This is a genomic window from Shewanella hanedai (assembly GCF_007197645.1).
Lineage (GTDB): Bacteria > Pseudomonadota > Gammaproteobacteria > Enterobacterales > Shewanellaceae > Shewanella > Shewanella hanedai.
This window is the reverse complement of the sequence record NZ_VKGK01000014.1, coordinates 1-13,626: the sequence shown is the minus strand read 5'-3', so window position 1 is coordinate 13,626 and position 13,626 is coordinate 1. Positions and strand designations below refer to the sequence as shown.

At 42.6% G+C, this 13,626-nt stretch carries 11 protein-coding genes and 2 tRNA genes; 2 read left to right on the top strand and 11 right to left on the bottom strand.

Annotated elements, in window-relative coordinates; all coding sequences use genetic code 11:
* Positions 1 to 6: 6 nt before the first annotated feature.
* Together FN961_RS12480 and FN961_RS12475 are read left to right on the top strand one after the other, a co-directional pair.
* Positions 7 to 426 (top strand): DUF4402 domain-containing protein, encoded by a 420-nt coding sequence (locus FN961_RS12480; protein WP_185972784.1) that lies wholly within the window; start codon positions 7 to 9, stop codon positions 424 to 426.
* A 663-nt stretch (positions 427 to 1,089) separates the two neighbouring features.
* Positions 1,090 to 3,657: a TonB-dependent receptor gene (locus FN961_RS12475; RefSeq protein ID WP_144040510.1), complete on the top strand. Its 2,568-nt coding sequence runs from the start codon at positions 1,090 to 1,092 to the stop codon at positions 3,655 to 3,657.
* Between the two features lie 84 nt (positions 3,658 to 3,741).
* Here FN961_RS12475 and gloA read toward each other — a convergent pair whose 3' ends face one another.
* The 11 genes from gloA to FN961_RS12420 form a co-directional block, all read right to left on the bottom strand.
* On the bottom strand, positions 3,742 to 4,152 hold the full coding sequence (gloA, locus tag FN961_RS12470) for a lactoylglutathione lyase (RefSeq protein ID WP_144040509.1): 411 nt from the start codon (positions 4,150 to 4,152) through the stop codon (positions 3,742 to 3,744).
* Positions 4,153 to 4,507: 355 nt separating this feature from the next.
* Complete coding sequence (gene nth / locus FN961_RS12465; protein ID WP_144040508.1) at positions 4,508 to 5,146, bottom strand: endonuclease III; 639 nt, start codon at positions 5,144 to 5,146, stop codon at positions 4,508 to 4,510.
* Between the two features lie 36 nt (positions 5,147 to 5,182).
* On the bottom strand, positions 5,183 to 5,878 hold the full coding sequence (locus tag FN961_RS12460) for an electron transport complex subunit E (protein ID WP_144040507.1): 696 nt from the start codon (positions 5,876 to 5,878) through the stop codon (positions 5,183 to 5,185).
* Entirely contained in the window at positions 5,875 to 6,501 is a 627-nt protein-coding gene (rsxG, locus tag FN961_RS12455; RefSeq protein ID WP_144040598.1) for an electron transport complex subunit RsxG, read from the bottom strand. Before rsxG ends, FN961_RS12460 begins: the two co-directional genes overlap by 4 nt.
* A 29-nt stretch (positions 6,502 to 6,530) precedes the next feature.
* Positions 6,531 to 7,583, bottom strand: coding sequence for an electron transport complex subunit RsxD (gene rsxD, locus FN961_RS12450; protein ID WP_144040506.1), 1,053 nt, complete (start codon positions 7,581 to 7,583; stop codon positions 6,531 to 6,533).
* Positions 7,584 to 7,586: 3 nt separating this feature from the next.
* Positions 7,587 to 10,034, bottom strand: coding sequence for an electron transport complex subunit RsxC (rsxC, locus tag FN961_RS12445; protein ID WP_144040505.1), 2,448 nt, complete (start codon positions 10,032 to 10,034; stop codon positions 7,587 to 7,589).
* Positions 10,028 to 10,597 carry an electron transport complex subunit RsxB gene (rsxB, locus tag FN961_RS12440; protein WP_144040504.1) on the bottom strand — a complete coding sequence of 190 codons (570 nt, stop codon included), beginning with the start codon at positions 10,595 to 10,597 and terminating at the stop codon, positions 10,028 to 10,030. Before rsxB ends, rsxC begins: the two co-directional genes overlap by 7 nt.
* A gap of 2 nt (positions 10,598 to 10,599) precedes the next feature.
* Positions 10,600 to 11,178 (bottom strand): electron transport complex subunit RsxA, encoded by a 579-nt coding sequence (gene rsxA / locus FN961_RS12435; RefSeq protein WP_144040503.1) that lies wholly within the window; start codon positions 11,176 to 11,178, stop codon positions 10,600 to 10,602.
* A gap of 100 nt (positions 11,179 to 11,278) precedes the next feature.
* Positions 11,279 to 13,192 carry an EAL domain-containing protein gene (locus tag FN961_RS12430; protein ID WP_144040502.1) on the bottom strand — a complete coding sequence of 638 codons (1,914 nt, stop codon included), beginning with the start codon at positions 13,190 to 13,192 and terminating at the stop codon, positions 11,279 to 11,281.
* A gap of 206 nt (positions 13,193 to 13,398) precedes the next feature.
* Positions 13,399 to 13,474, bottom strand: a tRNA-Asn gene (locus tag FN961_RS12425).
* A gap of 33 nt (positions 13,475 to 13,507) precedes the next feature.
* Positions 13,508 to 13,583: transfer RNA gene (locus FN961_RS12420), tRNA-Asn, on the bottom strand.
* Between the last annotated feature and the right edge of the window lie 43 nt (positions 13,584 to 13,626).

Below are 13,626 nucleotides of genomic sequence, written 5' to 3'. Positions count from 1 at the left end.
GTTCTTATGGTAAATGTTTTCATATTTGTCAGTGTAGTTGGTCAAGTCGGGTTTAACCTTGTAAATCCAATGCAGGTGACTCAAATAAGAGGGATCCAGTTTGGCGATATTTTAAATCAGGCGAATGTGTCTTGCCGTCTTACCTCCCTATCTCGAGAGGGTACGGGTTGTATTAGCTCACCATCAGCGGTTGGAGAATTTCATGTTGTGAGTTCTGGGGATGCGAATGTACAAATCAGAGTTTACTCAAGTATTTCTGCTGATGTCGATTTTTATCCACTGCTTGTAAACCAAAGTAACCAACAGAACTATCAGTTAACGAGTAGCGGCTTAGCATTCTCTGTTGGGGGCGATTTGAATATCAAACGGGCGTTAACAGAAGGGGGACATAACATCACTTATACGGTCGAAGTAAACTATTTATGAGCCGTTTAAAGGCACAGTATCAAGCTGCATAAGAATAATAAATACGAGGGTGAGTAAAAGAGGATTCACCTATGCTGGATAATCAACCAAGTTCAATCATCTCAATGATAATATCACCCTGTTATAGTTTGCTCATTTGTTACATTCATCTCTTTCGGTTACCTACGGTGCAACCTTGCATCAATATGTAACGCCATTTCATGTTAAATATATTTTAATATATATATCAAAACCAATTTCACAGCTGAATACTTGCTGTATAGCTGCAATTAAATACGAATATTCTGTTGAATAATTGGAAATCAACCTTGTAATAGAGAGGGTAATAAATATCAATTTATTCAACAGTGTGACGAGTGTCACATTATTGAATAATGCGCGCGTTGCGAAGTTGTTAACCGTGCCGAGGTTTTATCTTCTGTTTTTCGCTCTCTTTTAAGTTGTTTACTCTTTCTTGTAGTGTATTTGCCAGTTTTGTCTTTATTGCGTCTTCTCCCTGTTTACGTGATTACTTGTTTTTATTAACCTTTTTGTAGCAATAGTTAATAAAATGGCTGATTGACTGTATTAAGGTGAAACTTCAGTATCGAATGCAACGCCACACAATTCGTTTTGAAACATATAAAGGCGTAATAATAATAAACAAGTGAGGGAGTAATCTTAATGATAAGAACATCGCAACATTCTCGTAGTAAATTAGCATCAGCGATTAAGCTAGGTTTAATTGCATCAGTGTCAACCACAGCATTCACTGTCTCAACTAGTGCGGTGGCACAAGAAGAAGCTAAAGTAGAACGTATTGCAGTAACAGGCTCCCGTATACAAAGATCTGATATGGAGACTGCGTCACCTGTAACAGTTATTGACGCCGCTTCTATTCGTTCTGAAGGCTTCACCTCTGTTGATGAGCTTCTACAAGCACAAACTTCTATGGCTGGTGCAGCTGTAGGTTCTAGCACTAACAATGGTGCAGACGGTGTTGCACAAGTCGATCTACGTGGCATGGGTTCTCAGCGTACTTTAGTACTTCTAAATGGCCGTCGTATGGTTAACTCTGGTTCTGGGGCTAACAGTTCAGTTGATTTGAACTCGATTCCTGTCGCCATGATTGCTAGAGTTGAAATCTTAAAAGATGGTGCATCAGCTGTTTATGGCTCTGACGCCATAGCTGGTGTGGTTAACATTATTACCAAGAAAGATTTTGACGGTTTCCAGTTAGATGTTTTAGGTGGCATGTCCGATAAAGGCGATGGTGAAAATGGAGAAGTCAGCGCTCTTTACGGTTTTAATACCGACACCGGCAACTACACATTCGGCGCAGCTTATTCTGACCGCCGTGGCGTAGTACAGTCTGATCGTGATTGGACTACTCCAGGTAATAGTTCATTCATTCCAACTGGCTCATTAAATGGCCAAGTTAAAGATGAGAATGGAAACTGGGTAGCGCGTGATACTGGATATGACTATACCCAAGATAGTTTCTATCAAACACCAAGTAAGCGTTACAGTTTATTCGCTAATATGACTCAAGAGTTAGGTGATGATGTTGTCCTAACGGGTGACTTTCTTTACACCAAACGTAAGTCAAATCAGCAGTTAGCGCCGCAACCAGCAAACTTGCAACTTGATGTATGTGGTGAAGATGGTGTTGACCCGCTTAAGTGTATTACGCTTGATCAATCAATGGTTGATGCAGGTATCAAACCTGATGATAAAGGCGAGTTAAACTACAGAAGACGTATGAATGATGTGGGTCCTCGTATCTACAGTCAAGATACTGATACCTGGAGAATTTCTGCTGGTTTAGAAGGTTCTTTAGACATTAATACTGGTATGAACTGGGATGTCTCTTACACCTACGGTAACAACAAAGCTGACACATCAGTTGATAATTCAATTAATGCTAACTTGATGACTGATGCTATCTATGCGAATCCAGATTTATGGTTTAGCGGTGATCCAATAACAGACCAAGATTTATTAAATGCTGTTAGTTACAACGAACAAGCAGATGGTGGCAACGAGCAACATGCATTGTCAGCAGGGCTAAATGGTGAGCTATTTGAATTAGATGCTGGTGCAGTGGCATTCGCTATTGGTGCAGAATATCGTTACGAGAGTGGGTATTTTAATCCGGACCCAATTGTTGTTGCTGGTGAAAGTACTGCAGCACAGCAAGATCCTACTGATGGTAGCTACAGTGTTATCTCTGTATTCCAAGAAGTGAGTGTTCCATTTACTGAAAAACTAACGGGTGAATTTGCCCTACGTTTCGATGATTACTCTACGTTTGGTAATGCATCAACTTGGAAGATTGGTTTAACTTATGAAGCAACGGATGACTTAATGCTTCGTACCGTAGCAGCGACAGGCTTCCGTGCTCCAAGTGTTAGCGAGCTATATGGTGGAAACTCAGGTTCATTTGATTACTTAGTTGATCCATGGGGTAATTCACAAGATCCACAGATTTTAGTCAATCGTACCTCTGATGAAAATCTTAAGCCTGAAGAGTCTGAGTCATACACAGCAGGTCTTGTGTATTCACCGAGCTACGTAGACGGAATGTCATTAACAGTGGATTACTGGCGCTTTAAGGTGACAAACGCGATTGCGCGTTTGGACACACAAGCAGGCCTTAATGCATGTTATGCAGACCCAAGCTCATCATCATGTGAAACTTTTAACATTGGACCAAACGGTGATTTAGATAACTTAACTAACTCGCTAACTAACGTAGGTTTCCAAGATACTAGCGGTATAGATTTTAACTTAGCGTATAGCTTTGAAGCCTTAAGTCTTGATTGGACAATTAGTAACGATACAACTTACTTGTTGAACTTCGAACAAGATAATGAAGATTATACTGGCACAATTGATGGAAACTTTGGTGCTTATGCGCAAGTGCGTAACAACTTTAGCATTAAAGCTGCTCAAGGTGACTGGAGCGTCATGTACTTTAATCGCTACATCGGTGAAATGGATGACCATTATACCGATTACGATGAAAATGATGACCCATTTGCAGCATTATCGAAGGCTGAGTCTGTTCTTTATCACAACATCTCTGGTACTTATCACCTAAACGATGAAATCACGTTCAGTGCTGGTGTTAAGAACTTTACTGATGAAGAGCCTACCACGGTCTCTAATGGTAGTGACGGTGGAACGATACCTGAAGTTTATGATGTTATCGGTCGTACATACTTCGCGGGCGTAAGCATGAAGTTCTAAATAGCATTCGCTATTTTACTTAAAGAAAAAGCGCCGAAAGGCGCTTTTTTATGTTTATAATTTAATTTAACTTGGTATTAGATATCAACCTAAACCATGTTGAGCAGAGCTCATCTGTATGAATTCAATCTTATAACCATCAGGGTCCTCAACAAAAGCGATTTCGGTGCTGCCACCGGCTACGGGGCCAGGCGCTCGTACTATCTTGCCTCCGGCTGCTTCAATGGCCTTACAACGGGCATAAATATCTTCCTCTCCTATCGCGATATGACCAAAAGCCGTGCCATGGTCATAACTGTCAGTGTCCCAGTTATAAGTGAGCTCAATGACAGCACTTCCTGTCGATTCATCATCGAACCCGACAAATGCCAAGGTATATCTGTATTCACTATTTTCAGACTTACGCAGCAGTTTCATGCCTAAGACTTGGGTATAAAAGGTGATACTGGCATCTAAGTTAGTAACGCGGAGCATGGTGTGGAGCAGTTGTGACATAGTTACCTCTTTCTCTATGGTGGGGTAATTGGGGTTTTGTTGGCAGAAATATAGCATGAAAAAAACAATCTTTGCGTGACTTCACACTTCTTATCGACAAGAGTTTGAAGCTGCTTCATAAGTTCCGATAATGACATAGACGAAATTTTTGGAGTTTTTCAATGAACATAGAATTAAAAATGGCACTTGCTACAACGGTTGTCATAGGCCTGTTCCTCTCTATCTTCTTTATCAGTTTGTATTAACGAAACTGTAAGTATCAAAAGATACAGAAAAAAAAGCCGCATTGCGGCTTTTTGTATTTAATGAGGGCAGTGAAGAATTTTATTCTTCCCATTGATAAAAGTCGGGATGCTTATTCAGGGTAGATTTTGTCTTTAAACTCACATAGCTCTTCAATTAAACAGCTGCCGCAGCGGGGCTTACGCGCAATGCAGGTATAACGGCCATGAAGAATGAACCAATGGTGAACATCGACTTTGAACTCTGCAGGCACTACTTTTAGCATCTTCTCTTCTACTTGGTCGACATTCTTGCCCATGGCAAATTTTGTTCGATTAGCAACCCTAAAAATATGGGTGTCGATGGCGATTGTTGGCCAGCCAAATGCCGTGTTTAACACTACGTTTGCAGTTTTTCGGCCAACACCAGGCAACGACTCTAATGCTTCGCGATCTTCTGGAACCACACCGTTATACTTTTCCACTAATATCTGACATGCCTTGATGACATTGATGGCTTTATTATTATACAAACCAATGGTTTTTATGTAGGTTTTGAGTCCATCAACCCCTAAGTCATAAATAGATTGTGCAGTGTTTGCCACCGGAAAAAGTTTATCCGTTGCCTTATTCACGCTAACGTCCGTTGCTTGGGCTGACAATGTGACAGCGACAAGCAGTTCAAAAGGACTTGAAAAATTAAGTTCAGTTTCCGGGTGAGGATTGTTGTCTCTCAATATCTCTAAAATAGCGAGTCGTTTGGCTGTATTCATCTTTTTAATAGCTCTATTTTTATTATATTAAATTGATTAACTTACCTTAGTGATCCTGGCGCGGGTGACCTCGGGAACATCAGGTTCTGGAGTGCGTTCAGCAAGCTTCTTATCGATAACATTTTTAAAAGCAATTAAGAAGCCCATTCCGATAAACGCGCCTGGTGGTAACATAGCAAGCAGAAAACTGGTGTCCAGATGCCACAAGTGAATCGTGAGTACTGAAGCCCAATCGCCAAGCAGCAGATCTGCGCCTTCAAAAAGGGTACCTTGACTCAAAATTTCACGGCTGGCTCCTAATACTGCCAATACCAGTAGGAAGCCCAGACCCATCATAAAGCCGTCAAATGCAGATTTTAGGACAGAGTTGCGAGATGCAAATGCTTCAGCTCTGCCTATGATCACACAGTTTGTCACGATTAATGGGAGGAAAATACCTAAAGACTGATATAAACCATAGGCATATGCGTTAACGAGTAACTGCACACAGGTGACTAAGGCCGCAATGATCATGACAAATATCGGAATACGGATCTCTTTAGGCACAAAGGTTTTCACTAATGAGACTAAGATGTTTGATCCTATAAGCACAGCCATGGTGGCTAAACCTAAACCCAAAGCGTTCGTTAGCGTTGCGGTAACAGCCAACAAAGGGCAAAGACCGAGTAACTGTACCAAGCCTGGATTATTCTTCCACAGACCCTGCAGGGCTATCTGTTTATATTCATTCATTGATAGTTAACCTCGCAGTTAGCAGGCCTTGTGAGCAACTTATCTTTATTCGCATTGACATAGACCAGTGCACGTTTAACAGCTTTAATGTAAGCTCTAGGCGTGATGGTTGCACCAGTGAATTGATCTATCTCTCCGCCGTCTTTTTTTACGTTCCAGCGAGGATCACTCTCTGATAGAAGACTCATGCCATTAAAACTGAGCACCCAGTCAGATTTTCTCAACTCAATTTTATCCCCTAAGCCAGGTGTTTCTGCATGGGAGAGTGTTCTGACGCCAAGGACTTCACCGTCGGCGCTTATTCCGATGATGAGCTTAATGTTACCACTGTAGCCATCAGGCGCAACGGTTTCAATCGCGATGGCCACAGGTATGCCTTTCATGCTGGCAATGTATGAGGGTAGGGGGGTGTCGACACCTAACACCTTTTCATTGTGAATAAGAATACAATGCTGTACCAATTCATTATCGTGCATGGTTGCAGGAATAATCTGATGTAATACACGCTTTAATTCGAGTTGCTGTTGTTCTTTGATTTTGTCAAAAGTTTGCTGATTAACTAATGCGACCAGCGCGGTACAGAAAAAGGCAAATACAGCCAATAACAAACCGTTTCTTAACATAGATTTTTTCACGTTATACTCCGGTTTGCTTAGTTTCTAGAGCGATGACCATAGGTTCTAGGCTTCATATAATGATCGATAAACGGTGCGCAAAGGTTGGCTAATAATATGGCAAATGCAAAAGCATCAGGATAGCCACCATAGGTACGAATGATATAAACCAATAAACCGATAAGACCGCCAAACAGGAGACGACCTCTGACACTTGTCGCCGCTGTTACTGGATCTGTCGCAATAAAAAACGCGGCTAACATGGTCGCACCAGAGAAAAGATGAAATAAAGGACCTGCATGGGTATCTGGATTGAGCAAGTATCCGGCACTTGCACAAACAAAGAGACTGGCTAATACGCCAACGGGAATATGCCAGCGTATGACTTTAAGCTTCAACATCACCAATCCGCCAGCTAAATAAGCCATGTTGACCCAAAACCAACCCACACCGAAGCCATCATTAAAGATCGCTCTCGAAAAACTCTCTATACTGGTCAATCCCATGGAAAGATCAGTTTTGATGGTATCTAGAGGCGTCGCCATGGCGAGCCCATCAAAACCGAGTTTATAGGCTTCAATGTCGCTGAGTGATGTATTCAAAAATATCAATTGCAGTGAGCCAAGCAGATCCACTGGCTGACTGGTTAACATCATCGGGGCAACCCAGCTGGTCATCTGGACAGGAAATGAGATCAGCAACATCACATAGCCCGCCATTGCAGGGTTGAAAATGTTTTGCCCCAGTCCACCATAAAGGTGTTTGACAACGACAATAGAGAATAAAACACCAATGACGATTAACCACCAAGGCGCGAGTGGTGGGATCGCAATACCAAGCAATAACGCGGTGAGCAGGGCACTGTTATCTTTCAGCGTATCAGTAACAGGGCGCTTTCTGAGTTTTAGTACCAATGCTTCACTTAACAATGCCACGGTGATGGCCAAAATGACTTGTATTAATACTCCCCAACCAAAGAAGTAACACTGAGTCGCGACGCCCGGAAGGGCGCACAGTACTACGCGCTGCATGACCGTGCTAGTTTGAAGGCTTCGGCTCAAATGGGGCGAAGAGGCAATCTTGAACGCCATCAGTTAATCCTTTTCATTATCAAGTTTAGCTTGCTTAGCTAATTTGTTAGCTTTCGCTTTTGCAACTGCTGCGGCAATTTTGGCTTTTTTGTCATCGACTGGCACTTCTGTATTCATGATTGGTTCATCTACCTTCGTTGCTGGCTCTTTTACGACATTTTCGGCAGCGTTAAGCGCGATTTTCTTAGCTTTAGCAAGCGCAACTGTGGCAGCAATTCTAGCCTTTTTGTCATCAACGGGGACTTCAGTGTCTGTCACTGGAGCGTCTATACCCGTCGCTGGTATTTCAGGTGTGTCTTCGGCTGCTTTAAGCGCCGCTTTTTTTGCTTTAGCACGCGCAACGGCAGCAGCAATTTTGGCTTTTTTATCATCGACTGGCGACTCAGCATCAATCACAGGAGTAACAATATCATTTATCGGTATTTGTGAGTCTTCATCAGCAGCGTTAAGTGCGGCTTTTTTGGCTTTAGCACGCGCAACGGCAGCAGCAATTTTAGCTTTCTTGTCATCGACTGGTGACTCAGCATCAATCACAGGAGTTACAACATCATTTATCGGTATTTGTGAGTCTTCATCAGCAGCGTTAAGTGCGGCCTTTTTGGCTTTAGCCCGCGCAACGGCAGCTGCAATTTTGGCTTTCTTGTCATCGACTGGAATGTCACTGTTGCTTGTTGGCGCTACAGTTTCATCTTCCGCTGTTTTAAGGGCTGCTTTCTTCGCTTTGGCGCGTGCAATAGCCGCAGCGACTTTAGCTTGTTTGTCATCAACAGGAAGTTCGTCTGTTGAACCTTCATTTGTTGCTGATGCTGCTTTTTTCGCTTTAGCACGTGCGATTGCTGCTGCAACTGCATCACGTTTATCGTCAGAGGCAGCAGGACTGACTTCGGTGGCATTAGATTCAGCGGCTTTCTTCGCTTTGATTCTTGCCATGGCAAGGGCTACCGCATCTTTGTCTGTGCCAGTCATGGAGGACTTTCGTCTTTCGGCTGCTTCCTTTTGCTTTGTTTCACGAGCGAGCTTTTCATCTTCTAAGCGTTGAGTTCTGAGTTCAAATCGCTGCTTAGCTAATTCTGCCTGCTTCTTCTCTTCGATTTCGACCTTAACCGCAGATTTCGCCACACGGTAATACTCAACAAGCGGAATATTACTGGGGCAAACATAGGTGCAACAACCGCATTCTATGCAGTCATTGAGATTAAAACTAACCGCCTTATCGTATTCTTGGGCTTTTGCATGCCAAAACAGTTGTTGAGGTAAAAGCTGGGCCGGACACACAACGGCACATTCACCACAGCGTATGCATGGGAGTTCTTTCTGTTCTGGTGCTATTTCGTTGATGTCAGGCAATAACACGCAGTTAGTACCTTTAAGGGTTGGTGCACTGTCATTGTAAAGGGCATAACCCATCATCGGGCCGCCAATGATAACCTTGTCTGACTCATTCCCTTTAAAACCTGTCTGTGACAATAGGTGAGAAATTGGTGTGCCAATCGGTAGCCAATAGTTACCCGGTTTAGAAACGTTATTGCCCGTTATGGTGACGACTCGCTCAATGAGCGGGTAGTTTCTCAATACTGCATCTTGTATGGCATAACAAGTGGCCACATTTTGGACTAATATTCCCAATTGAGCTGGAATGGCGCCTGATGGTACCTCTTGACCGGTTAAAATTTGAATTAGCTGCCTTTCACCGCCAGAAGGATAAAGTGTTGGAACACTGGTGACTCTAACCCCTTCTTTGGGAAGGACGCTACGGCCTAAGGCTTGCTGCATTAGGTTTATTGCCTGAGGTTTATTGTCCTCAATGGCAATGATGAGACGCTTAGGCTTCAAAAGTTGATAAATAATAGCAATGCCCTGCATGATGGCATCACTTTGTTCTCTCATTATCATGTCATCTGAGGTGATATAGGGTTCACACTCGATAGCATTAATGATGAGTAATTCAATGTCACTGGCTGGGTTTAGCTTAATATGGCTAGGAAAGGCTGCGCCGCCTAAACCAGCGATGCCAGCTTGTTGAATTTTACTTAAAATCTCTTGATTCGAAACATGCTCGATGTCATCGAGAGATAGTTTTGAGTGGATCTTATCACTTAATTTTTCTAGTCCATCAGGGCGAATAACACAGCTTAATACGGGTAAACCGGATGCATGATTACTCGGGCGTTGCTCTATGTGAGTAACATGACCTGATGTGGGAGCATGCACGGGTAAATAACCAAAGTGACTCCCACTGGTTATCACTTCACCTTTTGTGACATAGTCACCAATGGCAACAGTGAGCACTGCATTGTCACCCACTTGGGGTAACGGAAGCGTGTATTCATCGGCCAGCCGCATAGATGAGATATCAGTTGTGTTGGACTGTACTTTACATTCTGGTGGATGTATTCCACCAGTTGCATGCCACAGTGTTCCTTTATCAATCTGTTCCAATAAAGTTAGCACTTGGAGTCCTCTTGGAGCACGCGAACTGGAATAGCATTTAATTTCCAGTCCCAGTTTTTTACGGTCGGTGTGATGGGGAGCATATCAATACAATCAACAGGACAAGGGGCGACACAAAGATCACAGCCAGTACAGTAATCAGTGATCACTGTGTGCATCAATTTTCCTGTGCCTAAAATGGCGTCAACAGGGCAAGCTTGAATACACTTAGTACAACCAATACATTCATCTTCTCGAATGTAGGCCACTTTTTTAACTTGCACCTCTTCGCTTACGGTCAAAGGTTCAGGCTCTACGCCTGCCATCTCAGCAAGCTTTTCCATTGTAGCAGTGCCGCCAGGGGGACATCTGTTGACTTTTTCACCGCCAGCAATGGCTTCAGCGTAAGGTCTGCAACCGGGATAACCACATTGGCCGCATTGAGTTTGAGGCAATAAGGCTTCGAGTTGGTCGACGAGAGGGTCGCCTTCGACTTTAAATTTTTCTGCCGCAAAACCCAGTAAAATACCGAAGAATAGGGCTAAGATCGTTAATAACACGATCGCAATCAATATACCTGACATAGTTAATTAACCAATCCTGTAAAACCCATAAATGCCAGTGACATCAATCCCGCAGTAATCATCGCAATGGCTCCGCCCTTAAACGGCTGAGGTACATCTGCGACCGCGAGTCTTTCACGCATGGCTGAAAACAGTATTAGCACAAGAGAGAAACCGACAGCAGCTCCGAAACCATAGATAGCAGATTCAATAAAGCCATGCTTTTCATTGATATTGAGCAGTGCAACGCCGAGCACAGCACAGTTTGTTGTGATGAGCGGCAGGTAGATGCCTAAAGCGCGATACAGGGTGGAGCTGGTTTTCTGAACAACCATTTCAGTAAATTGAACCACCACAGCAATCACCAATATGAAGCTCATCGTTCTTAGGTATCCTAAGTCGAATGGCAAAAGCAGATATTGATTAACCAGGTAGCTTAATATAGAGGCCAAAGTCAGTACAAACGTCGTGGCCATTGACATTCCAATGGCTGATTCTAGTTTGCTGGAAACCCCCATAAAAGGGCAAAGGCCGAGGAATTTTACTAATACAAAATTATTGACAAGCACAGTGCTTATCAATAGCAGGAGATATTCACTCATCTCAGTTCATTATTTATAACCATTATCTTATTATTATCGGCTTTTATTGGCGTATTAACAACACATAGAATACAAGGTTTTGTTGAAACAGTTAAAGTTCTTAGTTTTTTTGAGGTATTGCTGCATTTTGAAGGGCTTGAGGCTCGGCGATATAGTAACCTTGCAGTCCATCAACCAACAATTTTTCCAGCACCAATTTCTCTTCTTGTCGCTCAACACTGGTGGAGATCACATAGATATCCAACCTACGTGCGATGTTAATGATCATTTTGATGAAAAATTGATTATTGGTGTCTTCATCTATGTTGTTTGAGTAGCTTCCGTCGAGTTTAATAAAGTCAGGTCTCACTTGTTTGAAGAACTTAAAGGAAGTGAACCCCATACCGAAATGCTCAACTGAAACTCTTGCGCCGACGCTATGGATTGTTTGAACAAACTTATAGCTAGCCACTAAGTTAGTTTGCATGCCTGATTCGTTTACTTCAAAGACCAATCTGGCAGCAATATGTCTTTGTTTAATGAGTAAATCTTTGAGCCAAGCAATAAATGATTCCTGCATAATTGAAGAGGCACTTATGTTAATGCCATAGGAGCCCGTTAGTGCCGGATTTTCGATGAGCATTTTCAGTGTCGTGATAATCACCAGTTTGTCGAGATCCACCACCATTCCATGACGTTCAGCCATTGCGATAACCGTTGCTGTGGGGAGAAATTTACCCTCGGTATTATAGAATCGTGAAAATAGCTCGTTATAGATCCTGATCTCCCTCTGGCAAGGTAAGATGGGTTGTTGGTAAAATTTAATTGCACGTCTGTGGATGAGATCATCAATTGCTTCTTTCCAGCGAGTATCACCATAGAGTTCATCATTGTTCGTTTTATCTTGTAGGTAAAAACAATTTGGCCCTAATGTTTGCGCAATGCTTACCGCTGAATCGCCCTGAGATAATAGTCTGGTTGGTTCGCTATCATGCTCGTAGGGAACAAGGCCGATATGGGCAACAGACTCATTGTTTATCGTTTGCTGATATTCATTGAATTGGGCTTTTAAACTTTCAACAAAGGGAAGGCCATCTTTAATAATGAGTCCGGGAATAAAGACCGCGAAATCTGCAGTTGATATTCGGTAACATTCGGCATCAGGAAAGCTTGTTAGTGCTTGGCGCATGCAACTGGCGATTTTGGCGAGATACTCATCTCCGGCCGAACGGCCTAACGTATCATTTATGACACCCAATTCAGTGGCTTTGATTAACGCCATTAGCCCAATTTGCTCCTTTCCTGCATTTGAAAAGGAAGCTAACTTTTGGGTGAACTTAGCACGCGTGGCAAAACCTGTTACCTGATCCTGAAAGGCTTCACGATTTAGCCGCTCATTTTCTTGTGTATGTTCTTCATTTTTGTTTTTAAGAGCACTGCGACACAACTCTAATGCTTCAGCTAGCGGTTTAAATTCAGCCTTGAGTTTCGATCCTTCTAAGGCGTGATACTGCTGGTTTGATAATCCATTTATGTAGCTAGCTGCATAGGTTATTTTTCGCTTTATTTTGCCCATTAAACTTGTAAATACAATGATGATGAGAATGTAAGTTAGCCACAATAGTAAGCTGGTGATTTTAAAGTTATCTAACGCGTTCTGGGTTAAATCAGTTGTGTATAGCTTAACTTGAAGTCTACCGGGGCCCAACTCCCTCGTGTCGGGTAAGCTCAATGTAAAGAGATCATCTAATGGGTTTTCGGACTGCTTGCTGAGCGTGCCTTCAGTTAAATTTAAGCTGCTTTCAGTGGCATGGATAAATTGAAAAAACTGCAGTTTCGTATGGTTTTGAATCAGTGAGTAAAGCTCAGTGCCGTTATTAGGCCATTGAGTGTTGGCCGTCATATAAGTCTGGTAATTTGATAGACGGAGTTGGCCCTTTACTGCTAATTGGTTATTTTGGTCTAAATAAATAACGAAAGTCAGACCTGCAAAAAGTAGCAACATGAAGGTGTGGAAAAGTTTTGATACGCTCATAAAGGATCCGATCTAATAACGATTAGAAGACAACAGTGCTTTTATTTTAGTTAATTCTGCGACTTATTCTATCGGAAAAATATGGAAAGCGGAATTTTAAACGTAATAAGTTTGTTTCTAGCTTGTGAATAAGATGGGGTTTCAATTTTATGGGGAATAACAGAGAGGGTATAGACAGGAAAGGGTTCGTACTCTTTTAATGATATTGGCTCCCCGGACTGGACTCGAACCAGTGACATACGGATTAACAGTCCGCCGTTCTACCAACTGAACTACAGGGGAATCGATTTATCTTTAACATTTACAACTTTAAATTGGCTCCCCGGACTGGACTCGAACCAGTGACATACGGATTAACAGTCCGCCGTTCTACCAACTGAACTACAGGGGAATCGATTTATCTTTAACATTTACAACTTTAAATTGGCTCCCCG

Bases quoted from the DNA above. Each gene is read 5' to 3' on its own strand.
- FN961_RS12480 (WP_185972784.1), top strand. From the start codon at position 7: ATGGTAAATGTTTTCATATTTGTCAGTGTAGTTGGTCAAGTCGGGTTT.
- FN961_RS12475 (WP_144040510.1), top strand. From the start codon at position 1,090: ATGATAAGAACATCGCAACATTCTCGTAGTAAATTAGCATCAGCGATT.
- gloA (WP_144040509.1), bottom strand. From the start codon at position 4,152: ATGTCACAACTGCTCCACACCATGCTCCGCGTTACTAACTTAGATGCC.
- nth (WP_144040508.1), bottom strand. From the start codon at position 5,146: ATGAATACAGCCAAACGACTCGCTATTTTAGAGATATTGAGAGACAAC.
- FN961_RS12460 (WP_144040507.1), bottom strand. From the start codon at position 5,878: ATGAATGAATATAAACAGATAGCCCTGCAGGGTCTGTGGAAGAATAAT.
- rsxG (WP_144040598.1), bottom strand. From the start codon at position 6,501: ATGTTAAGAAACGGTTTGTTATTGGCTGTATTTGCCTTTTTCTGTACC.
- rsxD (WP_144040506.1), bottom strand. From the start codon at position 7,583: ATGGCGTTCAAGATTGCCTCTTCGCCCCATTTGAGCCGAAGCCTTCAA.
- rsxB (WP_144040504.1), bottom strand. From the start codon at position 10,597: ATGTCAGGTATATTGATTGCGATCGTGTTATTAACGATCTTAGCCCTA.
- rsxA (WP_144040503.1), bottom strand. From the start codon at position 11,178: ATGAGTGAATATCTCCTGCTATTGATAAGCACTGTGCTTGTCAATAAT.
- FN961_RS12430 (WP_144040502.1), bottom strand. From the start codon at position 13,192: ATGAGCGTATCAAAACTTTTCCACACCTTCATGTTGCTACTTTTTGCA.